The 24,685-nt window shown below is 67.4% G+C and carries 27 protein-coding genes and 1 tRNA gene; 12 read left to right on the top strand and 16 right to left on the bottom strand.

All coding sequences use genetic code 11. The features are described 5' to 3' along the window. The first annotated feature begins 107 nt into the window (after nt 1-107). From rpsP to rplS, 4 genes are all read left to right on the top strand, one after another. Entirely contained in the window at nt 108-359 is a 252-nt protein-coding gene (gene rpsP / locus GO615_RS06100) for a 30S ribosomal protein S16 (RefSeq protein ID WP_018988869.1), read from the top strand. A gap of 22 nt (nt 360-381) precedes the next feature. Then, nucleotides 382-888 carry a ribosome maturation factor RimM gene (gene rimM / locus GO615_RS06095; RefSeq protein WP_169126155.1) on the top strand — a complete coding sequence of 169 codons (507 nt, stop codon included), beginning with the start codon at nt 382-384 and terminating at the stop codon, nt 886-888. A 7-nt stretch (nt 889-895) separates the two neighbouring features. Continuing rightward, nucleotides 896-1,684 carry a tRNA (guanosine(37)-N1)-methyltransferase TrmD gene (gene trmD, locus GO615_RS06090; protein WP_169126154.1) on the top strand — a complete coding sequence of 263 codons (789 nt, stop codon included), beginning with the start codon at nt 896-898 and terminating at the stop codon, nt 1,682-1,684. Nucleotides 1,685-1,766: 82 nt separating this feature from the next. Continuing rightward, nucleotides 1,767-2,144, top strand: coding sequence for a 50S ribosomal protein L19 (gene rplS / locus GO615_RS06085; protein WP_169126153.1), 378 nt, complete (start codon nt 1,767-1,769; stop codon nt 2,142-2,144). 113 nt (nt 2,145-2,257) lie between these two features. On the opposite strand, the gene GO615_RS06080 is transcribed toward rplS, so the two are convergent. From GO615_RS06080 to GO615_RS06070, 3 genes are all read right to left on the bottom strand, one after another. Next, nucleotides 2,258-2,446, bottom strand: coding sequence for an NF038104 family lipoprotein (locus GO615_RS06080; protein ID WP_169126152.1), 189 nt, complete (start codon nt 2,444-2,446; stop codon nt 2,258-2,260). A 173-nt stretch (nt 2,447-2,619) separates the two neighbouring features. Beyond that, nucleotides 2,620-2,713, bottom strand: a tRNA-Ser gene (locus GO615_RS06075). A 51-nt stretch (nt 2,714-2,764) separates the two neighbouring features. Next, nucleotides 2,765-3,991 carry an aspartate kinase gene (locus GO615_RS06070; protein ID WP_169126151.1) on the bottom strand — a complete coding sequence of 409 codons (1,227 nt, stop codon included), beginning with the start codon at nt 3,989-3,991 and terminating at the stop codon, nt 2,765-2,767. A 260-nt stretch (nt 3,992-4,251) separates the two neighbouring features. Here GO615_RS06070 and GO615_RS06065 point away from each other — a divergent pair, with 260 nt between their 5' ends. Continuing rightward, on the top strand, nt 4,252-4,554 hold the full coding sequence (locus tag GO615_RS06065) for a helix-turn-helix domain-containing protein (protein ID WP_169126150.1): 303 nt from the start codon (nt 4,252-4,254) through the stop codon (nt 4,552-4,554). Nucleotides 4,555-4,578: 24 nt separating this feature from the next. On the opposite strand, the gene GO615_RS06060 is transcribed toward GO615_RS06065, so the two are convergent. Further along, entirely contained in the window at nt 4,579-5,433 is an 855-nt protein-coding gene (locus GO615_RS06060) for a radical SAM protein (RefSeq protein ID WP_169126149.1), read from the bottom strand. Nucleotides 5,434-5,540: 107 nt separating this feature from the next. Here GO615_RS06060 and queD point away from each other — a divergent pair, with 107 nt between their 5' ends. Beyond that, nucleotides 5,541-5,996 carry a 6-carboxytetrahydropterin synthase QueD gene (queD, locus tag GO615_RS06055; RefSeq protein WP_169126148.1) on the top strand — a complete coding sequence of 152 codons (456 nt, stop codon included), beginning with the start codon at nt 5,541-5,543 and terminating at the stop codon, nt 5,994-5,996. Nucleotides 5,997-6,006: 10 nt separating this feature from the next. Here the strand turns inward: queD and GO615_RS06050 are convergent, their stop codons facing one another. The 5 genes from GO615_RS06050 to purN are packed head-to-tail and all read right to left on the bottom strand — an operon-like array spanning nt 6,007 to nt 11,033. After that, the gene (locus tag GO615_RS06050; RefSeq protein ID WP_339380147.1) at nt 6,007-7,326 is read right to left on the bottom strand and encodes a mechanosensitive ion channel family protein; all 1,320 of its coding nucleotides are present in this window, start codon (nt 7,324-7,326) and stop codon (nt 6,007-6,009) included. After that, on the bottom strand, nt 7,323-7,913 hold the full coding sequence (locus GO615_RS06045) for a phospholipase D family nuclease (RefSeq protein WP_169126147.1): 591 nt from the start codon (nt 7,911-7,913) through the stop codon (nt 7,323-7,325). The genes GO615_RS06050 and GO615_RS06045 overlap by 4 nt, the downstream gene beginning before the upstream one ends. Beyond that, the gene (locus GO615_RS06040) at nt 7,900-9,183 is read right to left on the bottom strand and encodes an RsmB/NOP family class I SAM-dependent RNA methyltransferase (RefSeq protein ID WP_169126146.1); all 1,284 of its coding nucleotides are present in this window, start codon (nt 9,181-9,183) and stop codon (nt 7,900-7,902) included. Before GO615_RS06040 ends, GO615_RS06045 begins: the two co-directional genes overlap by 14 nt. A gap of 9 nt (nt 9,184-9,192) precedes the next feature. Beyond that, nucleotides 9,193-10,374, bottom strand: a complete 1,182-nt coding sequence (locus GO615_RS06035) for a DUF3108 domain-containing protein (protein WP_169126145.1) — start codon at nt 10,372-10,374, stop codon at nt 9,193-9,195. Further along, nucleotides 10,353-11,033 (bottom strand): phosphoribosylglycinamide formyltransferase, encoded by a 681-nt coding sequence (purN, locus tag GO615_RS06030; RefSeq protein WP_169126144.1) that lies wholly within the window; start codon nt 11,031-11,033, stop codon nt 10,353-10,355. The genes GO615_RS06035 and purN overlap by 22 nt, the downstream gene beginning before the upstream one ends. Nucleotides 11,034-11,264: 231 nt before the next feature. On the opposite strand from purN, the gene mutL reads away from it, so the two are divergent. After that, nucleotides 11,265-13,187 carry a DNA mismatch repair endonuclease MutL gene (gene mutL / locus GO615_RS06025; protein WP_169126143.1) on the top strand — a complete coding sequence of 641 codons (1,923 nt, stop codon included), beginning with the start codon at nt 11,265-11,267 and terminating at the stop codon, nt 13,185-13,187. Between the two features lie 92 nt (nt 13,188-13,279). Then, on the top strand, nt 13,280-14,233 hold the full coding sequence (locus GO615_RS06020; RefSeq protein ID WP_169126142.1) for a hypothetical protein: 954 nt from the start codon (nt 13,280-13,282) through the stop codon (nt 14,231-14,233). Between the two features lie 32 nt (nt 14,234-14,265). Here GO615_RS06020 and GO615_RS06015 read toward each other — a convergent pair whose 3' ends face one another. After that, a complete protein-coding gene (locus GO615_RS06015) occupies nt 14,266-14,697 on the bottom strand; it encodes a gamma-glutamylcyclotransferase family protein (RefSeq protein WP_169126141.1) in 432 nt (143 codons plus the stop codon). Nucleotides 14,698-14,864: 167 nt separating this feature from the next. On the opposite strand from GO615_RS06015, the gene GO615_RS06010 reads away from it, so the two are divergent. Continuing rightward, nucleotides 14,865-16,838 (top strand): DNA topoisomerase IV subunit B, encoded by a 1,974-nt coding sequence (locus GO615_RS06010; RefSeq protein WP_169126140.1) that lies wholly within the window; start codon nt 14,865-14,867, stop codon nt 16,836-16,838. A gap of 130 nt (nt 16,839-16,968) precedes the next feature. Beyond that, nucleotides 16,969-17,763: a TIGR01458 family HAD-type hydrolase gene (locus tag GO615_RS06005; RefSeq protein ID WP_169126139.1), complete on the top strand. Its 795-nt coding sequence runs from the start codon at nt 16,969-16,971 to the stop codon at nt 17,761-17,763. 104 nt (nt 17,764-17,867) lie between these two features. Here GO615_RS06005 and GO615_RS06000 read toward each other — a convergent pair whose 3' ends face one another. The 6 genes from GO615_RS06000 to GO615_RS05975 form a co-directional block, all read right to left on the bottom strand. Beyond that, nucleotides 17,868-18,638, bottom strand: a complete 771-nt coding sequence (locus GO615_RS06000; RefSeq protein WP_169126138.1) for a LamB/YcsF family protein — start codon at nt 18,636-18,638, stop codon at nt 17,868-17,870. Further along, nucleotides 18,631-19,710 carry a 5-oxoprolinase subunit C family protein gene (locus GO615_RS05995; RefSeq protein WP_169126137.1) on the bottom strand — a complete coding sequence of 360 codons (1,080 nt, stop codon included), beginning with the start codon at nt 19,708-19,710 and terminating at the stop codon, nt 18,631-18,633. Before GO615_RS05995 ends, GO615_RS06000 begins: the two co-directional genes overlap by 8 nt. Continuing rightward, nucleotides 19,707-20,474: a 5-oxoprolinase subunit PxpB gene (gene pxpB / locus GO615_RS05990; RefSeq protein WP_169126136.1), complete on the bottom strand. Its 768-nt coding sequence runs from the start codon at nt 20,472-20,474 to the stop codon at nt 19,707-19,709. The genes GO615_RS05995 and pxpB overlap by 4 nt, the downstream gene beginning before the upstream one ends. 109 nt (nt 20,475-20,583) lie before the next feature. Beyond that, a complete protein-coding gene (locus tag GO615_RS05985; RefSeq protein WP_169126135.1) occupies nt 20,584-21,816 on the bottom strand; it encodes an MFS transporter in 1,233 nt (410 codons plus the stop codon). Between the two features lie 74 nt (nt 21,817-21,890). Continuing rightward, the gene (locus tag GO615_RS05980; RefSeq protein ID WP_169126134.1) at nt 21,891-22,709 is read right to left on the bottom strand and encodes a putative hydro-lyase; all 819 of its coding nucleotides are present in this window, start codon (nt 22,707-22,709) and stop codon (nt 21,891-21,893) included. Nucleotides 22,710-22,862: 153 nt separating this feature from the next. After that, complete coding sequence (locus GO615_RS05975; protein ID WP_169126133.1) at nt 22,863-23,762, bottom strand: LysR family transcriptional regulator; 900 nt, start codon at nt 23,760-23,762, stop codon at nt 22,863-22,865. 207 nt (nt 23,763-23,969) lie between these two features. Between GO615_RS05975 and GO615_RS05970 the strand changes: the two genes are divergently transcribed. After that, on the top strand, nt 23,970-24,200 hold the full coding sequence (locus GO615_RS05970; protein WP_018988896.1) for an AbrB/MazE/SpoVT family DNA-binding domain-containing protein: 231 nt from the start codon (nt 23,970-23,972) through the stop codon (nt 24,198-24,200). A gap of 5 nt (nt 24,201-24,205) precedes the next feature. Further along, nucleotides 24,206-24,637 carry a type II toxin-antitoxin system tRNA(fMet)-specific endonuclease VapC gene (gene vapC, locus GO615_RS05965; protein WP_211166975.1) on the top strand — a complete coding sequence of 144 codons (432 nt, stop codon included), beginning with the start codon at nt 24,206-24,208 and terminating at the stop codon, nt 24,635-24,637. Nucleotides 24,638-24,685 lie beyond the last annotated feature (48 nt).

The raw sequence follows: 24,685 nt of genomic DNA, 5'->3' as shown, positions 1-24,685 counted from the left end.
GGATCGGCCCTCCCCTTTCTCCGGACAAATCCTTATCCGCACTTGTCTCCCTCGCTCGCTTGCCTTACAATCGCCTGCTTTTCGCATCCACTCATCAGGACACCCCAATGGTCGTCATTCGCCTTGCCCGTGGTGGCGCCAAGAAGCGCCCGTTCTACAACATCGTCGCCGCCGACTCGCGCAACCGTCGCGATGGCCGCTTCATCGAGCGCGTTGGCTTCTACAACCCGATGGCAGCCGAGTCCGAAAAGGGTCTCGTGATCAACGCCGAGCGTCTGGCCTACTGGAAGCAGAACGGCGCCCAGCTGTCGCCGACGGTCGAGCGCCTGGCCAAGCAGGCCGCGAAAGCCGCCGCCTGATCCTGCCGGATTCTTTGCAGTCATGATGGTACTGGGGCGCATTGTCGCCCCTTTTGGCGTCAAGGGCTGGGTCAAGGTACACCCCTTCGGGGACGACCCGCTCGCCTGGCGTGAAATGCCCCAATGGTGGCTGGCCGACAAGGCCGAAGCTCCCGATGAGGCATGGCAGCCGCTGAAACTCGCCGGCTTCCGCGAGCATGGCGCAGGCCTCATCGCCTCGTTCGAAGGCGTGACGGATCGCAATGGCGCGGAGGCGCTGCAGGGACGCTACATCGCCGCGCCACGCGAGGCGATGCCCGGCACCGACGAAGACGAGTACTACTGGGGCGACCTGGTGGGCCTTGCGGTCATCAACCAGTCGGGCGAATCGCTCGGCACGGTCGAAGCCCTGATGTCCACGGGTGCCCACGATGTGCTGCAGGTCCGCGACGGCGAAGAGGAACGACTGATCCCCTTCGTCGCCGCCTACGTGCTGAAGGTAGACCTGTCGAGCCGGACGATCCGGGTCGACTGGCAAAAGGATTGGTGAAGACGGGGTGAGCACACCAGCCGCCGCAAGGCGCTTCGACGTGATCACCCTGTTTCCCGAGATGTTCGCGGCGCTGACCGCCAGCGGCATCACGCGGCGCGCACTGGATCGCGGTCTCTATGACATCGCCTTCCACAGCCCGCGGGATTTCGTGGACGATCCGCACCGCACCGTGGATGACCGCCCTTACGGCGGCGGCCCCGGAATGGTGATGATGGCCGAGCCGCTGGAAAAGGCGATCGGTCGCGCTAAAGCGGCGCAACAGGCGCTGCACGGCGCCGCTGGACGCGTGATCTACCTGTCGCCGCAAGGCCGGCCGCTGGACCACGCGAAGGTGCTGGAACTGAAGGAACTGCCCGCACTGACCCTGCTGTGCGGACGTTATGAAGGCGTCGATCAGCGACTCATAGACCGCTGCGTCGACGAGGAAATTTCGCTCGGCGACTTCGTGCTGTCGGGCGGCGAATTACCGGCAATGGTGCTGCTCGACGCGATCGTGCGCCAGTTGCCGGGCGCGCTGAACGACGCCGTATCGGCGATCGAGGACTCGTTCGTGAACGGGCTGCTGGATTGCCCGCACTACACGCGGCCCGAGATCTACGAAGGCGAGCCGGTGCCGGCGGTGCTGCTCTCCGGCAACCACGCAGCGATCCGTCGCTGGCGACTGAAGCAGGCGCTGGGCACGACCTCGCGCCGACGCCCGGACCTGCTGGAAGGGCGCAGACTGAGCAAGGAAGAATTGTCACTGCTTGAGGAACTCAGGCAGGAGCAAGCAGGGGCAGAAGGCCAAGCCTGAAGCCCGAATACAAACCGCGCGCATCAGGCACGTCCTGCTCTGCCGCAAGGCCAAGTGCCATTGAATCGACAGGAGTCGCACAATGAACCTGATTCAGCAGCTCGAACAGGAAGAAATCGCCCGCCTGAACAAGACCATCCCCGAGTTCGCCCCCGGCGACACCGTGGTGGTGCAGGTGAAGGTCAAGGAAGGCTCGCGCGAGCGTCTGCAGGCCTATGAAGGCGTGGTGATCGCCAAGCGCAACCGTGGCCTGAACTCCAACTTCATCGTGCGCAAGATTTCGTCGGGCGAAGGCGTGGAGCGTACGTTCCAGACCTACTCCCCGCTGGTCGACAGCATCGAAGTCAAGCGCCGCGGTGACGTGCGTCGTGCCAAGCTCTACTACCTGCGCGAGCGCTCGGGCAAGTCCGCTCGTATCAAGGAAAAGCTCAACTACAAGAGCGCCGCCAAGCAGGGCTGATTGCGCGATTCAGCCAGCAGCAAATGGAACGGGCCCCGCGGGGCCCGTTTTTTCATCCTCGAGGATGGATACGGCGAGACCGCCAACACCCGCCCACCTCGCACCGGACGCGACTACTCCTTCTTCGCGTCCTCATCATCGTCATCCGGAATCACGGCATCGACACCGGCGCCCACGACCTTGGCGCCCACCTTGACCGTTGTCGCCACCACCGTGACAGCCGCATCGGCAACGGCAAACACCGCACATCCGCCGAGCATCGCGGCGCACGCCACCAGGAACAGCACATTTTTCACGCTCATTTCCACCCAGTCCGTTTCCGATAGCACGCGCCCTCAGCCGCGCAGCCCTTCCCGCCGACGCAATGATCCGGGATTATTCAACACGCCCCGAGTCCGGTGTGTTTCGGCTGGTATCCCCGCCCCGCACACAAAAGAAAAAAGCCGCCAGGAATCGGCGGCTTTTTCTGTATGGCTGGCGGAGAGTGAGGGATTCGAACCCTCGATACGAGTTTTAGCCCGTATGCTCCCTTAGCAGGGGAGTGCCTTCGACCTCTCGGCCAACTCTCCAACCTTTGAGCCCGACATCATAGCGACTCCGGGCCTGCCGGTCAAACTTAATTATGCAGCGACGTCGAGGCCGAAGGCCTTGTGCAGCACGCGCACGGCGAGCTCGAGGTACTTCTCCTCGATCGCGACCGAGATCTTGATTTCGGACGTCGAGATCATCTGGATGTTGATGCCCTCTTCTGCGAGCGTGCGGAACATCTGCGAGGCAACTCCGGCGTGCGAACGCATGCCGACGCCAACGATGGAAACCTTGGCCATGGTCCGGTCGGTGACGATGGAGCGGGCGCCGATATGCTCCTTGACGGCCTCGAGAACCTTCACGGCCTTGTCCAGTTCGCCGCGGGCGACGGTGAACGAGAAGTCGGTCGTGCCGTCCTTGCTCACGTTCTGGATGATCATGTCGACTTCGATGTTGGCATCGGCGACCGGACCGAGGATCTGGTACGCGATACCCGGCTTGTCGGGCACGCCGAGCACCGTGAGCTTGGCTTCGTCGCGGTTGAAGGCGATACCGGAGATGACGGGTTGTTCCATGTTCTGCTCTTCCTCAACAGTGATGAGCGTGCCCTCGCCTTCCTCCTGGAAGCTGGAGAGGACGCGCAACTTGACCTTGTACTTGCCCGCGAATTCCACCGAGCGAATCTGCAGCACCTTGGAGCCGAGGCTGGCGAGCTCGAGCATCTCCTCGAAGGTGATCTTGTCGAGCTTGCGCGCTTCGGGCACGACGCGCGGGTCGGTGGTGTAGACACCGTCGACATCGGTATAGATCTGGCACTCGTCGGCCTTCAGCGCGGCAGCCAGCGCAACGCCGGTGGTATCGGAGCCGCCGCGGCCGAGGGTGGTAATGGCGCCGTGCTCGTCCACCCCCTGGAAGCCGGCGACGACGACGATATTGCCTTCGTCGAGGTCCTTCTTGATCGGCGCCTCGTCGATGTTGAGGATGCGCGCCTTCGTATGCGCGCTGTCGGTGAGGATGCGCACCTGGCCGCCGGTGTAGCTCTTCGCCTTGACGCCGATGTCCTGAAGCGCCATGCACAGCAGGCCGATGGTGACCTGTTCGCCGGTCGATACGACCACGTCCAGTTCGCGCGGATCGGGATTGCTCGCCACGTCCTTCGCGAGCGCGATCAGGCGGTTGGTTTCGCCGCTCATCGCGGACACCACCACCACCACCTGATGGCCGGCCGCCTGGAACTTCGCGACCTTGCGGGCGACGTTCTTGATGCGTTCCGGATTGCCAACGGAGGTGCCGCCGTACTTCTGAACTATCAGTGCCATCGTCGTATCCAAATAGCCGTGGATAAAACACGCAATTCTAGCGAAAGCGAGTGGACTTTGCTGAGCGACGTGACCCGCTCCCTCAAACCCAACTTGGGCACTTATGGATTGCGGTTAACCCTAGGACTTTTGATTTTCCCGTTGTATTTGTCCGGAATAGTAATCTATACTTTGGGTACCATATGACTTAAGTCGTATGATCGCCTCCGGGCGCAGCTAAACCTCATAGCACAACCGACTTCACAACAGAGGCCCAAGAGATGAAAAGCACTGAAACCATTGATGTTCGCGAGATTCGCCGCAAACTCGGTCTGAACCAGTCGCAGTTCTGGTCGAAGATCGGCGTTACCCAAAGTGGGGGATCGCGCTACGAGAGCGGCCGCAACATTCCGCGTCCCGTGCAGGCCCTGCTGCGCCTCGTTCACATCGAGCAGATCGATATCAACAAGGTCAAGAAGGAAGACGTCGAAGTGGCCGAGTTCCTGAAGGCTTCGAACCCGGACCTGTTCAAGACGCTGAAGAAGGAAGCCCGCGCGAAGCGCAAGGAGCGCACGTCGCGCTAACCCGGGCGGAGTAGCAGATGGTCATCAGGGGCTGACGCGAACCGTCAGCCCCGTTTTTCTTATGCGCTCGGCGATCGCCTCGAGTTCGGCCTCGGTGAGCGGAGACAGGCGCGGCGCCTCGGGCTGCATCGAGGGGCGCGCGATGCCGTAAAGCAGCACCCCGGCCAATCGCTCGACGCCGGTTTTTTCCAGCACCGCCAGATACTCGGCGATGTCCGCCTCCGACGGCGCCTGTCCATCCCAACGGAACATGCAGGTCTGCACCCAGGTCGTGCAGCGCTCGGCGCTCGCCAGCAGGCGGCGCGCGACCGCTTCGGGATCGGGGCCGACGCCGTTGATGCGGCGCATGCCGGCGCGCGTTCCCGAATCGAGCTTGAACCACACTTCCCCGCCCGCTTCGCCCAGGCGCCGCACGCCTTCGCGCACCGTCGCCTGTCCCATCAGGCTGCCGTTGGTGATGAGGCGCAGCGGCACTTCGCTGCCGAATCCGAATTGCGCCCGCAGCCGTACGGCGATCCCGATCGCGTCGGCGAACTCGGCGGCGCTGGTCGGCTCGCCGTTGCCTGAGAACGCGATGTCGCGGACCTGGCGCAGCCCCTCCGGGACATGACGCTCGAGGTAATCGCCGTTGACGAGCGCATCGAGGAAACCCGACAGTTCGGCCTCGAGTTGGCCGAGGTCGATGGGAGGCGCGCTGCCGCGCACGAGATCGGGCACCTGGCAGTAGACACAATGCCAGTTGCACGCATTGTTGGGATTGAGGTTGATGCCGACCGACACCCCGCCGGCACGGCGCGACAGCACCGGATAGACATAGGTGAGGCCCGCGAGGTCGCGGTCGTGGTTGCGGATCGTGAGTTGCCGGTCGCTGGAGGCCATTGCCGAAGGTGCCGCGAATCGCGGTCGAAAAGGGGGAAGATGGAGGCCCGAAAGGGGCCGATCGGGACGGGTGCTATAATCCGCGCCCTGCACTCCCGAGGTCAATCATGCGCATCACCCGCCGCCTGGAATTCGACGCAGGCCACCGGATTCCGGACCATGCCAGCCAGTGCCGCCACCTGCACGGACACCGTTACGCGATCGAGATCACGCTGTCCGGCGGGATCATCGAGGCAGCCGGTCAGCCCGTGAATGGCATGGTGATGGATTTCGGCGAAGTGAAGACGATCGCCAAGGCGCATGTCGTGGACGTGTGGGACCACGCCTTCCTGGTGTTCCGCGGCGATACGCAGGTCATGCAGTTCCTTGGCTCGATGCCGGGCCACAAGACGGTGGTGCTCGACTGCGTGCCGACCGCAGAGAACCTGGCGCGCGAAGCGTTCCGCATCCTCGATCCGCGCTACCACGACAGCTACGGCAACCACCTGCGTCTCGAGCGCGTGCGCCTGTACGAAACGCCGAACTGCTGGGCCGACGCCGTGCGGGGCGACGCCGGCCTCTGACGCCGGCGGGTCAATCGGCCGCAGCGGCAGCGACCGCCTGCGCCAGCTCGGCTTCGCCGTGCACGACACGCACTTCGCGCTGCGGGTAGGGAATCTCGATGCCCTCGGCGCGGAAGCGCTTCCACACTTCCATGTTGATGTGCGAGATCACGCCCAGCGTGCCTTCCTGCGGATCGGCGATCCACACCGCGAGGCGCAGGTCGATGCCGTTCTCGCCGAAAGCCACGACGAAGGCCTTCGGCTCGGGGTCCGCGATCACGCGTTCCTGCGTCCTGGCCGCCTCGACGAGGATCCGCATAGCGCGCTCCAGATCGGCCGCATAACTCACCTGGATGTTGATTGGCACAACAATGCGCGTGTCGCTGTAAGTTTCGTTCTGCACGACCGACCCGATCAAGGTTTCGTTCGGCACCAGCGATTCGATGCCGCTCGCCGCGCGCAGCACGGTGTAGCGGGTGTTGATCTGCGTGACGACGCCGCGCTCGGTGCCGACCGAGATGAGGTTGCCGATGCGCAGCGAACGATCGAGCAGGATGATGAAGCCTGAAACGTAGTTCGCGGCGATCTTCTGCAGACCGAAGCCGAGACCCACGCCCAACGCGCCGCCGAAGACGGACAGCGTCGTCAGGTCGATACCGACCATCGGCAGCGCGACCAGCACGGCGATGACGATCAGGAGCGCCTTGGCGACCCGCATCAGGACGAGGCGCATGCTGTCGTCGATTCCCGCGGCGGCACTCAGCCGGCGCTCCAGCGCCCCTGCCGCCCACAACGCGATCAGCAGCGTGAACATCACCATGCCGGCGCCCTGCAGCAGCGTCCACAACGAGAGCTTCTGGCTGCCGACCTTGAAGGACACGCTCTCGATTGCATCGATCACTTCCGGCAGCCAGCCGAGGATATGCAACGCGACCACGGCCCACGCGAGGGACGCGAAGACGCGCTCGAAGTTGCCCAGCCAGCTCGAGCGGCCGATGCCCTGCCGCACGGTGAAGACGACGAAGCGGATCGCGGCAAAAGAGGTGAGCAGCGGCACCGCGAGATTGAGCAGGTGCACGCTCTGGTATTTGGCGAGCACGGCGCGCGCGGCGAACACGAAGATCAGCGCGGAGAGCGGGAACAGCACGCGGCGCAGGCCGCTGCGGCCGAAACGCTGGGCGGCGGTAGCGGGGTCGCCGCGACGCGCGACGCGCTCGAGCATGGCGCGCTCGATCAGCCAGGCAAGCGCGAGGCAGCCGGCCAGGGAGCCGAGCTGCCACAGGACGGAGGGACTCTGCAGGTCGCTCCAGGTATCCGTGAGCATGGCGGCGAAACGAATCTCTTCTGTCACGTTCCGGGTTTCCAGGGCAGTCGCGTAACGCGGGTGGCGTCCGCGCGGTGGCGGCGCCAGTTGTCGAGGTAGATCTGTGTCAGCGTGCAGTTGTCGCGCAGCACCAGGAGGTTCTCGGCGTTGCGCTTGACGGCGGACTTGGTGAAGTTGAACGAGCCGGTGACGAGCGCGCAGGCGGGGCCTTCGGCGTCGGCGATCATGACCTTGTTATGCGCCGCGGCGAAGCGCGTCTCGAGCGAGACCGGGATGCCGGCGGCGAGCAGATCGGGCAGCACGTTGCCCTTGCCGCGCTTGTTCATCTTAGCGTCCGCGAGGACTTCGACGCGTACGCCACGACGGTGCGCACCGATCAGCGCGTGGGCGATCGGCTTGCTGGTGAAGGCGTAGGCCTGCACATGCAGCGTCTTGCGCGCGTCGTCGATGACGTCGATGAGCAGCGCCTCGGGTCGATCGGCCGGGGAGAACGCGACCTCGACCGAACCGCGCGCGGGCAGACGCTGGCTGGCCGTGGCGACTTGCGCCGCCACGGCGAATAACGCGAGGGCGACGCCTGCGAGCAGCCGCCCCCGTGCATCACTCCACTGCATCCACACGCTCCAGCACGGCGGCGAAGAAGCCGTCGGTGTCATGTGCGCGCGGCGTCAGGCGCAGGCGCTCGCCGGTGTCGAGCGCGATGCCCTGCTTGGCGAGCACGTCCGCCGCACTGACCTGGCGGAACGCCGGATGCGCGGCGAGGAAGGCGTCGACGATGCCGTCGTTCTCCTCGGCGAGCAGGCTGCAGGTCGCATACACGAGCCGCCCGCCCGGCTTCACGAGGCGCGCGGCGGACTCAAGGATCGCGCCCTGCTTGGCGACCATCTCGGCGACCGACTCGGGCGTCTGGCGCCACTTGAGATCGGGGTTGCGGCGCAGGGTGCCAAGACCGCTGCACGGGGCGTCGACCAGCACGCGGTCGGCCTTGCCGGCGAGACGTTTCACCTTGGCGTCACGCTCGTGCGCGATCAGCACCGGGTGCACGTTCGACAGGCCGGCGCGGGCAAAGCGCGGCTTGAGCTTGGCGAGGCGCTTCTCCGACACGTCGAAGGCGTACAGGCGGCCGGTCGAGCGCATCAGCGCACCGAGCTGCAGCGTCTTGCCGCCGGCTCCGGCGCAGAAGTCGACGACCAGTTCGCCGCGCTTGGGCTGCACGAGGAAGCCGAGCAGCTGGCTGCCTTCGTCCTGCACTTCGAAGGAGCCGTCGAGGAACAACGGGTGCTTCTGCAGCGCCGGTTTGCCGGCCAGCCGGATGCCCTGCGGCGAGTATGGGCAGGGGCCGGCCTGGATGCCGTTCTCCTTGAAGGCGGCGAGCACCTTGTCGCGATCGCTCTTCAACACATTCACGCGCAGGTCGAGCGGCGCGGGCCGGTTCAGGCTGTGCGCGAGTTCTAGCAGCGCAGCCTCGTCGTGCGTCGCGAGCAGGCGTTCGGCGAGCCAGTCGGGCATGTCTGCGCGCTCGGCGAGCGAGCCGTCGTCGAGTTCCTTCGCCTTGATCCCCGAGATCCAGTCGCGCTCGGTTGCCGACGCGAGGCCTTCGAAGTTGCGCATCGGCCAGCCCTCGCCACGCGCGAGCCACGCCAGCAAGAGGGTGCGCGGGCGCGCGTCCTCGCCGACGAGGCGGCGCAGCCAGCGCAGGCGACGCACGATGCCGTAGACGGCCTCGGCGATGAAGCCGCGGTCGCGATGGCCGATCTCCCGATTCTCGCGGAAGTGACGCGAGAGGACGACGTCGGCCGGATGTTCGAAGGTGAGCACCGCCCCGAGGACCTGGGCGGCGTGGATCAGCAGGCCGCGCGAGGCAGCCTCTTCATGTCTTGCCATAGTTGTTCTTCAGTTTCCGATGGTTGGATGGGCGAAGGCATTGTCCTCCGCCCGCAATTCGATCATTTCTTCTTCCGCCTCCGTGCCGCCACCGCCCCCCGCCACCGGGGGCTCCTCGCCAGCCGATCCGGGAGGCGACAGGCGCAGCTCGACGGCCTGCTGGTCGAGCACCTCGCCCTTGTCGTCGATGACGCGGATGCGCACCGGCAGCATGCCGTAGTTGCGCGCGAGCCAGATGTCGATGGTCAGGCTGCCGTTGCGCGCCTCGGCCCGCACGCGCAGGGTCTCCAGCAGCCCGATCGGCAGCGGCAGCTTCTCGGGCCCCATCACTTCGACTGTCGAGGGCGTGGCCTCGCGTCCGGTGATAACGTTCAGCTCGGTCGATCCGCTGACCGCGCCGACGATACCGATCTGGTGCCACAGGCTCAGGAGGTCCTGGTCGCCCGGACGCAGCTCGGCGACACGTTCCTTGGCGCCGCGCGTCATCGTCACCTTCCCTGCATCCCAGTCGAACCGGGCGCTGGCTGGCGTCTTGCGCGTCTGCTCGACGCTGAAGCGCTCGGGCTTGAGGCCTTCCCGCCCGACGCTGCCCTCGCTGCTTTGAGCATAGTGGAAGGACCGGAACATGCCGACGACCCCCGTCGTGCGGACGGCGACGGACATGCGGTAGCGCTTGCCGTCGTGCGACCACTCGTGCTGCGCCTCGCCGACGGCGAAACCGCCTTCGCCCAGATGCACGCGGAAGCGGATGCTGCCGCGCTCGGGCCATCCGGCGATGCTGAAACCCTTGAGGTCGGCAGCCGCGACGAGTTCCGGCGCAACGTCGGCAACGGGCGCGGCATCGACGGCCGGCGGCAGCTCCGCCGCAGGCGGCGCCTCGGCCGCGGCCGGCGCCGCGATGGCAATCTCGCCGCTTTCTCCGACCGATGGTGCCGTCAGCGGGACCGCGGGCGCGGGGCGAGGCTTCGGTTTGGGCCGCGGCTTGGGCATTTCCGGCACGACGGGCGGCGGCGGAGGCAGCGCGACCGGCGCGAGCGCCACCACGGGCTGCGGCTCGGGAATCACCAGCGTCGCATGCAGCACCGGCGACTCTTCGCCGATGTGCACGGGCCAGCCGGGCAGGCTCAGCACGAGCGCGTGCGCGAGCACCGAAACGCCCGCGGCGAGGATCAGGACGGTCGGCTGTCGCACGCTCCGGCCCCGGGAACGCGATCCAGCGACGGGATCGTCCACCCGGCCTCATCGACCGCTTCGTCACGCACGCGCACCTGGCCCTGCGCGGTGACCGTCAGCCGGTCCTCGACGAACCAGCGCACCGCCTGCGGGTAGATGCGGTGCTCCTGCCGGAGCACGCGGGCCGACAGGCTGTCCTCGTCGTCGCCCGGCAAAACGGGCACGACCGCCTGGATCACGACCGGCCCGCAGTCGAGCGCGGGGGTCACGAAATGCACCGTTGCCCCGTGCGCCCGCACACCCGCCTCGATCGCACGCTGGTGCGTGTGCAGGCCGGGGAAGGACGGCAGCAGCGAGGGGTGGATGTTCATGAGGCGCCCCTCGTAGCGGCGCACGAAGGCGTCGGTGAGCACGCGCATGAAGCCGGCGAGCACGACGAGCTCCGCGCCGTGCGTATCGATCGTCTCGGCCAGCGCGGCGTCAAAGGCTTCCCGCGACGGGAAGGCCTTGTGGTCGACGACGGCGGTGGGGATGCCGCGCGCGGCGGCAAATGCGAGCCCTTTCGCGTCCGGGCGGTTGCTGATCACCGCGGCGATGCGCGCGCCCGGAATGCCCGCGTTAACGATGGCTTCCATGTTGCTGCCGCGGCCGGAAATGAGGATGACGATGGACTTCATGCAGGTTTCTTGGCGTTCGTTTCGGATGCGCGCTTGCGCGTCGGGGGAATGGGACAGGGACCGGCCGGCCTGGTTCCGCGGGCGGGCGGAGGGCTGCATGCGGCGGGTGGATTTCCGCCAATCATACCGGAAGGGGGCCGCGGCCCCGAAACCCGGCCGCTGCCACGCGGCGACCGGAGCCCGGACGGACTCCGTATAATTGCGCGTTGCATCGCGCTTTCCCCCGCCCCCATGCCCTCGATCCACCTGCTGTCCGACCTCCTGATCAACCAGATCGCCGCCGGCGAGGTCGTCGAACGGCCGGCCTCGGTGCTCAAGGAGGTGCTGGAGAACGCGGTTGATGCGGGCTCGCGCGCGATCGACGTGCAGCTCGAACAGGGCGGCGTGCGGCGCATCCGCGTCGCCGACGACGGCTGCGGCATCGCGAAGGACGAACTCGCGCTGGCGTTGGAGCGCCACGCGACGAGCAAGATCGCGAATCTCGACGACCTCGAGCGCGTCGGCACGATGGGCTTCCGCGGCGAGGCGCTGGCGGCGATCGCAGCGGTGGCGCGCACGACGCTCACGAGCCGCGCCGAGGGCAGCGCGCACGCGTGGCGCATCGACGGCAGCGAACGCAGCATCGCGCCGGCCGCGCTCGGCGCAGGGACGGTCGTCGATGTCGCGGACCTCTATTACAACACCCCGGCGCGGCGCAAGTTCCTGAAGTCGGAAGGCACCGAATACGCGCACTGCGACGAGATGTTTCGCCGCGTCGCGCTCGCGCGGCCCGACATCGCGCTGCAGCTCGCACACAACGGCCGCGTCGTGCATCGCCTGCCGGTAGCCGACCACGCCCGCCGCGTCGCGGCGCTGATGGGCGACGATTTCCTCGCGCAGGCGCGCGCGCTCGACGCCGATGCGGGGCCGTTGCGCCTGTCTGGCTTCGCCTCCTTGCCCGCGTATTCACGCGCGAGCCGCGACGCGCAGTATTTCTTCGTCAATGGCCGCTTCGTGCGCGACAAGCTGCTCACGCACGCGGTGCGCCAAGCTTACACGGACATCCTGCACGGCCAGCGGCATCCGGCCTACGTGCTGTTCCTCGAACTCGACCCGGCGGGCGTGGACGTGAACGTCCACCCGGCCAAGATCGAGGTGCGCTTCCGCGAATCGCGCGCGATCCACCAGTTCGTGTTCCACGCGCTGTCGCGCACGCTCGCCGAGTCGGGCGCGGCATTGGCCGGCCGTGCGGCGTCCGCCCTTGACCAGGCCGATGCGTCGGCGGCCGTCGACGAGACTGCGCCGAACCGCGGGATCGTCCACGGAAATGTCGCGGCAGATACCGAACCCCGCCGCCCGCAGGCGTTCGGCGGCTACGGCAGTGCACCACCCGTGCAGGGGCGCCTGGCGATGGAGTCCGCGAGCCGCAGCTATTTCGATTTCGTCGGCGGCGCACGCCAAGCCACCGGCGGCACGGCCCCGACGCCTGTGGCCGACACCTTCCGGCCGACCGCCTTCACGCCCGCCTCCAGCCGCCCGGCGAATGCGGCATCGGCTGCGCTCTCGAATCCGCTGCCGCTGCATGGCGACGACTCCGCGCCGCTCGGCTACGCGCTCGCGCAGCTGCACGGCATCTACATCCTCGCGCAGAACGCGAAGGGCCTCGTGCTCGTCGACATGCACGCGGCGCACGAGCGCATCCTTTACGAGAAGCTCAAGACGGTGCTCGACGGCACGCCTTCGGTGCAGCGCCTGCTGATCCCGGCGGTGTTTTCGGTGAGCGCGAAGGACATGGCCGCCGCCGAGGAATGCGCCGAGGTGCTCGCCGGCATGGGCTTCGAGGTGGCCCCTGCCGGCCCGCAGGAACTGGCGGTGCGCGCGGTGCCGGCACTGCTCGCCAGTGCGTCGGTAGCGGAACTGATGAGGAAGCTTCTCGAGGAATTGCGCGAGTATCCGGCCTCCGAGGTGATCACCGCGCGGCGCAACGAGTTGCTGGCGACGATGGCCTGCCACGGCGCCGTGCGCGCGCACCGCAGCCTGACGATTCCCGAGATGAACGCGCTGCTGCGCGACATGGAGGCGACCGAGCGCGCCGACCAGTGCAACCACGGCCGCCCGACCTGGACCCAGCTCACGATGGGCGATCTCGACCGCTTCTTCATGCGCGGGCAGTAGGCGGTCACGAACGCCGAGGCACCTCCGCGATCTATAAAGGTATACGCGCGACGAAACGCCACTCGCGGAACCTACGCGAAGGAGACATGAGCATGCGCACGCTATTGGTGGTGTTGTGGCTGCTGCTGGCCGGGATCACGCCGGCAACGGCCTCCGTACAGGTGTTCATCGGCATCAACCTGCCGGTATATCCGCAGCTTGTGCGGGTACCCGGCTATCCGGTGTATTACGCGCCGCGGGTGGCCGGGAACTTCTTCTTCTACGACGGGCTGTACTGGGTGTTCTACGACGACGACTGGTACGTGAGTTCCTGGTACAACGGCCCGTGGACGCTCGTCGCGCCGCTGGCCGTGCCGGTGTTCATCCTGCGGATTCCGGTGCGCTACTACCGCGACCCGCCGATCTATTTCCGCACCTGGCGCCGCGAGGCCCCGCCGCGCTGGCGCGAGCACTGGGGCGACGACTGGGCGGAACACCGTCGCGGCTGGGACCGCTGGGACCGCCGCGCAGCACCGCCGCCGGCACCGCTGCCGATCTATCAGCGACGTTACTCGGGCGACCGCTATCCGCGCGACATCCACGAACAGCGGAACCTGAGCGGTGAGCATTACCGCTACCGGCCACGCGACGCCACAGCCCGCGAGTTCCTGCCGCCGCCGGCGCCCCCGAGGATGCGAGGGCCGGATCGGGAGGAACGCGAAGCCACGCGCCGCGAACGCCCTCCGCGCACGATCGAGCAGGATCGCCCGCGTTCGGCTCCCGACGCTCCCGTCCAGCGGCGCACCGAACGAATGCAGCCGGAGCCCCGGCAGATGGAGCCGCGGCAACGGGAACCCAGACAGATGGAACCGCGCCGGATGGAACCCGCGCGCGAACAACGGATGCAGGAAAGGCACATGCGTGACCGCCAGATGGGCGGCCCGCGCATGGACGAGCGCGCGCCGCAGGACCGCGGTGGCGGCGCCCAGCCCCACGGACGCAAACAGCCGCAGCAGGAAGAGGAACGCGGCCGGCGCGGCAGGAACGAGCAGCAGATGGAGCGATAGCGCATGGCCCCGGGAGCGGCCCTCCCCTCGCGTCACGCCGGGCCGTCGCCCTCCAGGGCGTCGAAACCGACATACTGCGCCGTGAAGCGCGCCTTGCCGGTGCGCAGGAAGCGCTCGAAATCCCACTCCCCGTCGACGAGCCGCGCCGCATATTTCGGGCGGAAGACGTAGGTCCACGCGGTCTCCGTCCGCCCGTCCGGCAGCCGCACGACGACCCGCCGGCGCTCGTATTCCTCACCCTCGAAACGGTCGAGCCGCAGCCATGCGGACGCCGGCAGGTCCAGATACAACACCCCCGCTACGCACGCCTCCGCCGCCGGCACCATCCCCGGATATGCCTGCCCGCACACCGGTTGCCGTCGATAGCCGTCCAGCGAGGCGGCGACGAAGCGGCTGCGCGCGCCGCAGACCGCCGCCATGATGTCCTCGCACATCAGCGAACCGTAGGTAAAGCAATGCTGCATGGCCCCGCGCCCTCGGCGACGACAAAGCCTCATTCTAGGTGCGAAAGCGCTGCGAGACGCCGCGTCCTTTCGCGCCCCCGCCAACACCGCCGTGCCAGAAGGTCGCGCAGCGGGTATCCTTGCACGCCTCCCGGCACTTGGCCGGACCGCAACACAGCTCAGACACCATGACAGGCAAGCAATACGACGAATCGTCCTTCCGCGTCCTCAAGGGACTCGAACCGGTGCGCGAACGGCCCGGGATGTACACCCGCACCGACTCGCCGGCGCACATCATCCAGGAAGTCATCGACAACTCCGCGGACGAGGCGCTCGGCGGCTTCGCGAAGAAGATCCACGTGACCTTGCACCTCGACGGCTCGGTGAGCGTGGCCGATGACGGCCGCGGCATTCCGGTGGGCCTGCACCCCGAGGAAGGCGTGCCGGTGGTCGTGCTCGCCTACACGCGCCTGCACGCCGGCGGCAAGTTCGACAAACGCGAAGGCAACGGCGCCTACGCCTTCTCGGGCGGCCTGCACGGCGTCGGCGTCGCGGTGACGAATGCGCTGTCGACGCGCGTCGAGGTGGAGGTGAAACGCGAGGGCAAGGTCCATCGCATCGACTTCAGCGAGGGCGGCGAGAACATCGGCGCGATCGCGATCGTCGGCGACTGCGGCCGCCAGAGCGGCACGCGCGTGCGCGTGTGGCCGGACGGCAAGTATTTCGAGAACCCGCGCGTGCCGCAGGCCGAGATCGAGCGCCTGCTGCGCTCGAAGGCGGTGCTGCTGTCGGGCGTGTCGGTGCGGCTCGACATCGAGCAGGCGAACGGGCCGGCGCTGACCAAGACCTGGTCCTACCCGGACGGGCTGGCCGGGTACCTGCGCGAGCAGGCGGGCGACCTCGAAGCGGTCGCACCGCTCTACATGGCCGAGAAGTACGCTGACAAGGACGATGCGACTTTCGCGCCGGGCGAAGGCGCGGCCTGGGTGATCGGCTGGTTCGAGCAGTCGGTGCCGTCCGAGTCCTTCGTGAACCTGATCCCGACGGTGGCAGGCGGCACGCACGAGAGCGGCCTGCGCGCGGGCGTGTTCGATGCGGTGAAGAGCTTCATCGAGCACCATGCGCTCTTGCCGCGCGGCGTGAAGCTGCAGCAGGAAGACGTCGCGGGCCGCATGAGCTTCGTGCTCTCGGCGCGCTTGCTGGACCCGCAGTTCCAGGGCCAGGTGAAGGAAAAGCTCAACTCGCGCGAGGCGGTGAAGCTCGTGTCGTCGATGATCCGCGACCCCTTCGAGATCTGGCTGAACAACCACGTCGAGGCCGGCAAGGCGATCGCGGAGCTGTCGATCAAGCAGGCGCTCGCGCGGCAGAAGAGCGCGCAGAAAGTCGAGAAGAAGAAGACCTCGGGCGTCGCGGTGCTACCGGGCAAGCTCTCCGACTGCGAATCGGAAGACATCGCCGAGAACGAGCTCTTCCTCGTCGAGGGCGACTCCGCGGGCGGTTCGGCGAAGATGGCGCGCAACAAGGAGACGCAGGCGATCCTGCCCTTGCGCGGCAAGGTGCAGAACGCGTGGGAGATCGACCCCGACCGGTTGCTCGCGAACGCCGAAATCCACGATATCGCAGTCGCGCTGGGCGTCGATGCGCACGCGGCGGGCAGCAATCCGGACATTTCGGGGCTGCGCTACGGCAAGGTCGTGATCATGTCCGACGCGGACGTGGACGGCGCGCATATCCAGACGCTGCTGCTGACGCTGTTCTTCCGCCACTTCCCGGAGCTGATCGCGCGCGGCCACATCTATGTCGCGCAGCCGCCGCTGTATCGCGTGGACGTACCGGCCCAAGGGAAGAAGCGCCCGGCGCGGCGCCTGTATGCGCTCGACGACGGCGAGCTCGCGGCAATCCGCGACCGCGTCGAGAAGGAAGGCTTCAGGCCCGAGCAGATCGAGGTCGGCCGCTTCAAGGGCCTGGGCGAGATGAACCCCGACCAGCTGCGCGAGACGACGATGGACCCGGCGACGCGCCGCGTGCTGCCGGTGCAGGTGCGCGCCGATGCGCTCGACGACACGCTGAAGATGTTCACGCTGCTGATGGGCAAGGGCGAAGCCTCGGGCCGGCGCGCTTGGATGGAAGCGAAGGGCGATACGGTCGAAGCGGACATCTGAGTCGCGGCTGAGCGGATCGCAGTTCGGGCGTCGTCCGTCGACGGCGCGATTTCGGCATCGCGCCGCAGCCGGCCCCTTTGAACCGCGAAGCCTGGAAATGTTCGAACCCTCGAGCCGCGAGGAGTCGCCGATGCGCCCCAGTACCGTCCCATCGCTTGTCCACCGACCGAAGGCCGCGCTGATCGACCTGGCGGGTGTGCTGCACGTGGGTGAGTGCGCGATCGGCGGTGCGATCGACGCGCTGGCCCGCCTGCGCGACGCGGGGCTGCCGCTGCGCTTCCTGACCAATACGACACGCACGCCGCGACGCAGCCTCGTCGCGAAACTGCAGCGCATGGGCTTCGCGATCGACGAGGACGAGCTCCAGACCGCGCCGCACGCGGCGCAGCAGCTGGTGCGCGCGCGCGGCCTGAAGCCCATGTATCTGGTCCATCCCGATCTTGCGGCGGAGATGGGGCCAAGCGCCGAACATCCGGATGCCGTCGTGATGGGCGACATGGGCCCGCAGCTCGACTACACGCGGCTCAACGTCGCGTTCCGCCTGCTGATGGCGGGCGGCAGCTTCATCGCGATGGCGAGGAACCGCTATTTCATGGAAGAGGACGGCCTGTCGCTCGACATGGGTGCCTTCGTCACAGGGCTCGAATTCAGCAGCGGCGTGCAGGCGGAGGTCGTCGGCAAGCCGTCGGCGGCCTTCTTCGACACGGCCCTGGCCGAACTGGGCGTGTCGGCTGCGGACGCCGTCGTGATCGGCGACGACCTGCACGACGACATCGGTGCGGCGCTCGCTGCGGGCATCCCGGCGATCCTGGTGCGCACCGGCAAGTTCCGCGCGGGCGACGAGGCGGATCCGGCGATCCGGCCCAGCCTCGTCGCCAACGACTTCGCCGACGCGGTCACGCGTCTGCTCGCGCTCGGCGGTTAAGGCGTCGATCGGATACATCCGTTCGCCCTGAGCCTGTCGAAGGGCATTGGCAGGGCTTCGACAGGCTCAGCCCGAACGGGTGTGAAGAACCCTGCGCCGCGTGATCAGGCGAGCTCGGGAATCGACACCAGCTGGTAACCCGCGCGCTGCAAGCCATCGCGCAGCGCCCGCGCGGTCGCGACGGCCTCGGCGTCGTCGCCATGCACGCAGATGCTCTGCGCCTTGACCGGCAGGCGCTTGCCGTTGATCGAGATCAGCGCGCCGGCTTCGAGCATGGCGAGCACGTGGCGCAGGCAGGCATCCGCACCATGCACCATCGCGCCCGGCTGCGAGCGCGGGACGAGATTGCCATCGTCCAGATACGCCCGGTCGGCGAAGATCTCCTCGACGACCCGCAGCCCCGCCTCGCGCCCCGCAATGACGAGCTGCGAAAGCGCCGGCGCGAGCAGGATCAGGTTCGGATCGAACGCCCGCACCGCACGCGCCACCGTCGCCGCCAGCTTCGCGTCCGCACAGGCCATGTTGTTCAGGGCACCGTGCGGCTTCACGTGGGTCACCGCCATGCCTTCGGCGCGCGCCATGCCGGCGAGCGCGCCGATCTGGTAGATCAGCATCGCTTCGAGTTCCGCGGCGGGCACGTCCATGCGCCGGCGGCCGAAGCCCTGCAGGTCGGGGAAGCCCGGATGGGCGCCCAGGCTCACGCCGCAGCGTTTCGCGGTCGCGACGGTCTGGCGCATCACGAGCGGATCGCCCGCGTGGAAGCCGCAGGCGACGTTGGCCGACTTGACGACCTCCAGCATCGCCGCGTCCTCGCCCATGCTCCAGGCGCCGAAACTTTCGCCGAGGTCGGCGTTGAGGTTGATGCGCTCAGACATGCTGTGCTCCAAATTGCAGATTGACGCCGTGCAGGTTCCATTCGTCGCCACGCACGGCGCCACAGATGAGGTTCGCGCCGTACAGCGCGGCCTCGTCGATGACGCCGGGCGGGCGGAAACTCTGGATCATGCCGATCCACTCGGCAAGCCGCCGGACCTGTTCGCGCAAGGCCGCTGCGGCCTCGGCATGGCTCACCGCGACGAAGCGCAACTCGTCGCCCGGCCGCACATGGGCGAGCCGCGGCAGGTCGGCGCGGATCACCGTCGCGATCTTCGGATAGCCGCCCGAGGTCTGGCAATCGGCCATCAGCACGATGGGTTGGCCGTTGGCGGGCACCTGGATCGTGCCCGGGGCGACGCCGTCGGAGACAATCTCGGCGCCCTTGTCGTTGTGGGCGAGCTTTTCACCATCGAGGCGCAGGCCCATGCGGTCCATGTCGCGCGTCACGGCGTAGGGTCGCGACAGGAAGTTCGCCAGCGCCTCGGGCGTGAAGTGGTCCTCCTGCGGCCCGAGGATCACGCGGATCGGCCCGGTGTCGTGGTGCCAGGGCGCACGGGCGCGGTATTCGAGCCAGGGGTCGCCGCGCACCGCGTCGCACTGCAGGCGGTCGCCGACCTTCGGCGCCCTGCCCTGCACCCCGCCGATCGCGGCGCGCAGGTAGGTCGAACGGCTGCCGAGCTGCCCGGACACCTGCACGCCGCCCGAGAGCGCAACGTAGCCCACGCCGTGCGATACGCCACCGATGCGGATGACGTCGCCGGGAAACAGCGTCGCCGTCTGCCACGGCGCCACCTTCAGCACCTGGCCGCGCGTATTGACGAGCTGCGCGCCCATCTCGCCGGAGAGTCCGACGCGCACCGTGCCGGACAGCGCCTTCAGCGACGGTCCGGAGAGGCCCACTTCGAGCACGGCAACGTCCGACGGATTGCCGACGAGGGCGTTCGCCGCCGCCATCAGCACCGGATCGAGAGCCCCGGACACCGGCACGCCGATGTTGCGGTAGCCGGTGCGGCCGCGGTCCTGCACGCTGACGGCAAGGCCGGCGTCGATGATTTCAAGGACCGCACTCATGCCGTCTCTCCTTCGGTCAGCAGGCTCGACAGGTCGAAGCGGCCGGCGGCACATTCCAGCTCGAGCGCATCGAAGGTCTGGTGGTCGATCGCCTGCCACACCACCTGGTCACCGGGCGCCAGCAAGGCCGGACGGCGCGCGTTGGCCGCGTCGAAGAGGCGCAGCGGCGTACGGCCCAGCAGGTGCCAGCCGCCCGGGCTTTCCCACGGATAGGCGGCGCACATGCGGCCGGCAATCGCGATCGAGCGCGACGGCACGACCTTGCGCGGCGTCGCGAGCCGCGGCATGTCGAGCGCCTCGGGCAGGCCGCCGAGGTAGGGAAAACCGGGCAGGAAGCCCAGCATGTAGACGGTGAAGACGGTCTCCGTCATCAGGCGCACGACCTCCTCGCGCGGCATGCCCTTGGCGGCAGCAACCTCGTCGAGATCCGGCGCGCAATCGGCATCGAAGCAGACCGGGATGCGCCAGCGGCAGCCGGCCGCCGACAGGCTGCCGCTCTTGCCGGCGAGGTCGGCGAGCAGGTCGTGCAACGCCATCGCGTCGGTGCGCAGCGGGTCGAAGTGGACCGTCACCGACCGGAAGGTCGGCACCCATTCGACGACGCCGTCGAGGCGGCCGTCGTTCGACAGGGTGTCGAGCAGGCTGGAGAAGCCGAGCACGCGGCCGTGGATCGCGGGGTCGATGGCGTTGCCGAACTCGACCGTCCAGGCAGCGTCGCCGACGCTCAACAGACGCGCGGGCGGATGTGCAAGCTCAGTAGTCATGGCGGGATTATTCCGCTGGGGAGGGCTCGCGCCCAGTGAATTGCGTTCGGCAGTTCCCGCACCCTGCCGTACGACACGGCGCGGGAAGCCTTGCAGAGCGCCGACCCGCTCAGTTCTGCAGGACCAGATCCCGGCCGCGCGTCTCGGGCAGCGGCAGGCAGGCGACGATCACCAGCAGGTAGCCGCCTACGGCGAGGATGCCGATCACTTCGCCGAGCGGCATGCTGGTGCTCAGATAGCCGACCAGTGCCGGGAATGTCGCGCCGACCGCGCGCCCGAAGTTGTAGCAGAAGCCCTGGCCCGAACCGCGCAGCTCGTTCGGGAAGAGTTCCGCGAGGAAGGCGCCCATGCCCGAGAAGATGCCGGACAGGAAGAAGCCGAGCGGGAAGCCGAGGAAGAGCATCATCGTGTCGTTGATCGGCAGCAGCGTGTAGCTGTAGACCAGGGCGCCGGCGCAGGTGGCGAAGAGCATGAAGCAGCGGCGCCGCCCGAGGTGGTCCGACAGCCAGGCGCTCGTCAGGTAGCCGACGAAGGAGCCGAGGATCAGCACCAGCAGGTAGCCGCTGGTGCCCAGCACCGACAGCCCGCGCTCCATCTTGAGGAAGGTCGGCAGCCAGGTCGTGACCGCGTAGTAGGCGCCCATCATGCCGGTCGACAGCAGGCTGGCAAAGATCGTCGTCGGCAGCAGGCGCGGCGAGAAGATCTCGAGGAAGTTGCCGCCGCCCTCGGCCTTCACCTTGGCGCGGGCAACGTGGAAGACTTCGGGATCGTGGATGTTGCGGCGGATGTAGAAGATCAGCCCGGCCGGCAGGATGCCGATCCAGAACAGCACACGCCACGCATACTCCGCGGGCATCAGCGCATACACTGCCCAGAACGCGATCGCCGACAGGCCCCAGCCCACGGCCCAGCTGCTCTGTACCAGGCCGACCGCCTTGCCGCGGTTCTTCGGCTGGATCATCTCGGCGATCAGCACCGCGCCGACGGACCATTCGCCGCCGAAGCCGAAGCCCTGCATCGCGCGGGTGAAGAAAAGCTGCTCGAAGGAATTCGTGAAGCCGGACAGGAAGGTGAACAGCGTGAACCAGATGACGGTCCATTGCAGCACGCGCACGCGGCCGTACTTGTCGGCGAGGATGCCGGCGGCCCAGCCACCGATGGCGGAGGTGATCAGCGCACCGGTGGCGATATAGCCCGCCTCGACCTTGCTCATCGCCCACGCCGCCATCAGCGTCGGGATCAGGAAGGTGTAGATCATGTAGTCGAACGCATCGACGCCATAGCCGGCAAACGCGGCGGTCAGCGTCTTGCGTTCGTTCTTGGTGGTCTCGTTAATCCACACGGTGGATCTCCTTTAGGTGGTTCGACACACGCCGTCCCCGGTCTGTGCCGGAGTGCAGCGAAGAAAGGCTCTGTTCAGGAAAAGGCGAGTTGGTGATTCAGGAGGTCGGTGACGAGCATGAAGCCCGGCGCGTGCGTGATGCACAGCTCGGGGCGGGCTTCCATCACCGCCGATTGCGGCGTCACGCCACAGGCCCAGAAGACGGGGACTTCGCCGGGCAGGATCTCGACCGCATCGCCGAAATCGGGTTTGGCGAGGTCGGCGATGCCGATCTCGGCCGGGTCGCCGAAATGCACCGGTGCGCCATGCACGTTGGGCAGGCGCGACGTGACCTGGATCGCGCGAATCGCGTTGGCCGCGGTCATCGGGCGCATCGACACGACCATCGGGCCGTGGAACTTGCCGGCCGGGTTGGTGGGGATGTTGGTGCGGTACATCGCGACGTTGCGTCCCTGGGCGATATGGCGCAGCGGGATGCCCGCTTCGAGCAGCCCCTGCTCGAAAGAGAACGAGCAGCCGATGACGAAGGTGACGAAGTCCGATTCCCACAGCTCGTCGATCGCGGTCGGCTCGGCGACCAGCTCGCCCTTGCGCCACACGCGATAGCGCGGCACGTCGAAGCGGATGTCGACGTCCTCACCCAGCGTCGGCAGCAGCGGCTCGCCCGGCTCGGACACCGCCAGCAGCGGGCAGGGCTTGGGATTGCGCTGGCAGAAGCGCAGGAATTCGTCGGCGTCGCGGGAACGCAGGATCACGACGTTGCCCTGCACGTGCCCCGGTGCGATGCCGCTGGTGTGGGACGTCCACAGCCCCGCCCGGATCGCGCGGCGTGCGGCGACCCCGGTCGTCAGTTCCTCAGCGGACGCAACTGCCCTGTCAAGATTCCTTTCCACCGACTGCCTCCTCATCCTTTGCCCGACGCTGTGATCGCGTCGTGATCAAAGTATCGGCAAGGGCAGAAAGCTAGACAAACGCAAAATTTCTTTGTGAGCTCATCGATTTTTTCGATGCCGGCCGCAGCTGATCCGCCTGCGCGACAAGCGCGATCAAGTCGTGCCGTCGATCGGGAAGCCGCGCACGAAGGCGATCGCCTCCTGTACGGCAGCCTCCATCTGCGGCGCGCCCGGGTAGGCCCAATACGACGCATGGATCGGCAGCGGCGCGAGACGCGGTTCGGAATCGAGCACGGCGAGATCGGCCCCACGGGCGAATCCGGGCACCGTGGCACGCGGCAAGGTCGCGAAGCCGAAACCGCCCTCGACCATCCGCGCCAGCGCCGAGATCGACGAGATCGTGTGGATGCGCCCGCTCTCCAGGCCCGCGCGACGGATCACTTCGATCAGCGCGACATGCGGCTGCGAGCCGCGCTGGAAGGTCAGCACGTCGTGTTCGAGGATCTCCGGCAAGGTCCATTTTCCGACGCGTTCCGCTTCCCTGCGACGTCCGACGAACACCATCTCCAGCGACGGCAGTTCGGTGACGCGAATGCCCTCGCCCGCCGCCGGCAAGGCGGCGAACGCGAGATCCAGGCCGCCGCGGCGCAACTGCTCGGTGATCACGGGCGTCATTTCCACCGCCAGTTCGAATTCGATGTGCGGCTGCGTGCGGCGCAGGTGCTCGACGAGCGGGATGAGCCAGGTATGCAGCACCGACTCGATGCAGCCGATGCGCATCGTCATCGCCTGCGGCTCGGCGATGCCGATCTCGTCCTTCAGCTCGCGCTGGATCGCGAGCAGGCGTTCGGCGTAGATGAGGAAGCGGTTGCCGGAGTTGGTAAGGCGGAAGTGCCGCTCGCGCCGGTCGATCAGCGCCACGCCCAGCTCCTCCTCCAGGCTGGCGATGCGGCTCGACACCGCGGACTGCGTCAGGCACAGCTTGTCCGCGGCGCGCGTGATGCTCTTCAGGCGCGCCACCCACAGGAAGGCTTCGACGAAACGCAGGTTCATGGATGAGATCGGTGTGATGAGGAAGGGCCGACAAGGCTCGACATTCTTGAATTTCGGCCCGGAACGCTGCCAGAATGCGCGCTTTCGCCGACTGGCGGCGACAAGGACTTTAGGCCGATCGGTTCGCCGGTGCAATTTGCCTCGCATCGGCCGGCGCCACGGGCGCTGATATATACTAACGATAGATACGCCACTATCGAGGCCCACATGGAAACCGCCAAATTGTTCATCAATGGCCGCAGCCAGGCCGTGCGGCTACCCAAGGAATTCCGCTTCGAAGGCGACGAGGTGTTCATCAAGCGCGTCGGCGACGCGGTCGTCCTGCTTCCGCGCCGCGGCTGGGGCACGCTTTTCGCGGCGCTCGATGCGTTCGAGCCGGGCTTCGCGATCGAACGCAACCAGCCCGAGCAGCCCGCCCGGGAGGCGTTGCTGCCGTGAGGTACATGCTCGACACCAACATCTGCATCTACCTCATCAACCACCGCCCGGCCCACGTGCGTGCCCGCTTCGAAGCACATGCGATCGGCGACATCGGCGTGTCGGCGATCACCGCCGCCGAACTCGCCTATGGCGTCGCGAAAAGCGGCTCGGCCCGCAACCGCAGCGCGCTGGAAACCTTCCTGCTGCCACTCGAGATCGCTCCCTTCGACGACCACGCGATCTGGCACTACGCGGAACTGCGCACCGAACTCGAACGCCGCGGCGCCCCGATCGGCGCCCTCGACACCCAGATTGCCGCCCACGCGTTGACGCTCGGCTGCATCCTGGTCACCAACAACTCTCGTGAATTCGCGCGGGTCGACGGCCTCCACCTGGAAAACTGGGTGGAACCGAACCTGATGGAACCCGCCGCTACCTATTTGAACGCTCGATGACCACAGACTCCGAATCCCTGGACCTCTTCAGCAGCCCCCCGCCGGCCC

This window comes from Aromatoleum evansii (assembly GCF_012910805.1).
Classification (GTDB): Bacteria; Pseudomonadota; Gammaproteobacteria; order Burkholderiales; family Rhodocyclaceae; genus Aromatoleum; species Aromatoleum evansii.
The sequence above is the reverse complement of the archived record's forward strand: the minus strand, read 5'-3'. Positions and strand labels throughout refer to the sequence as shown.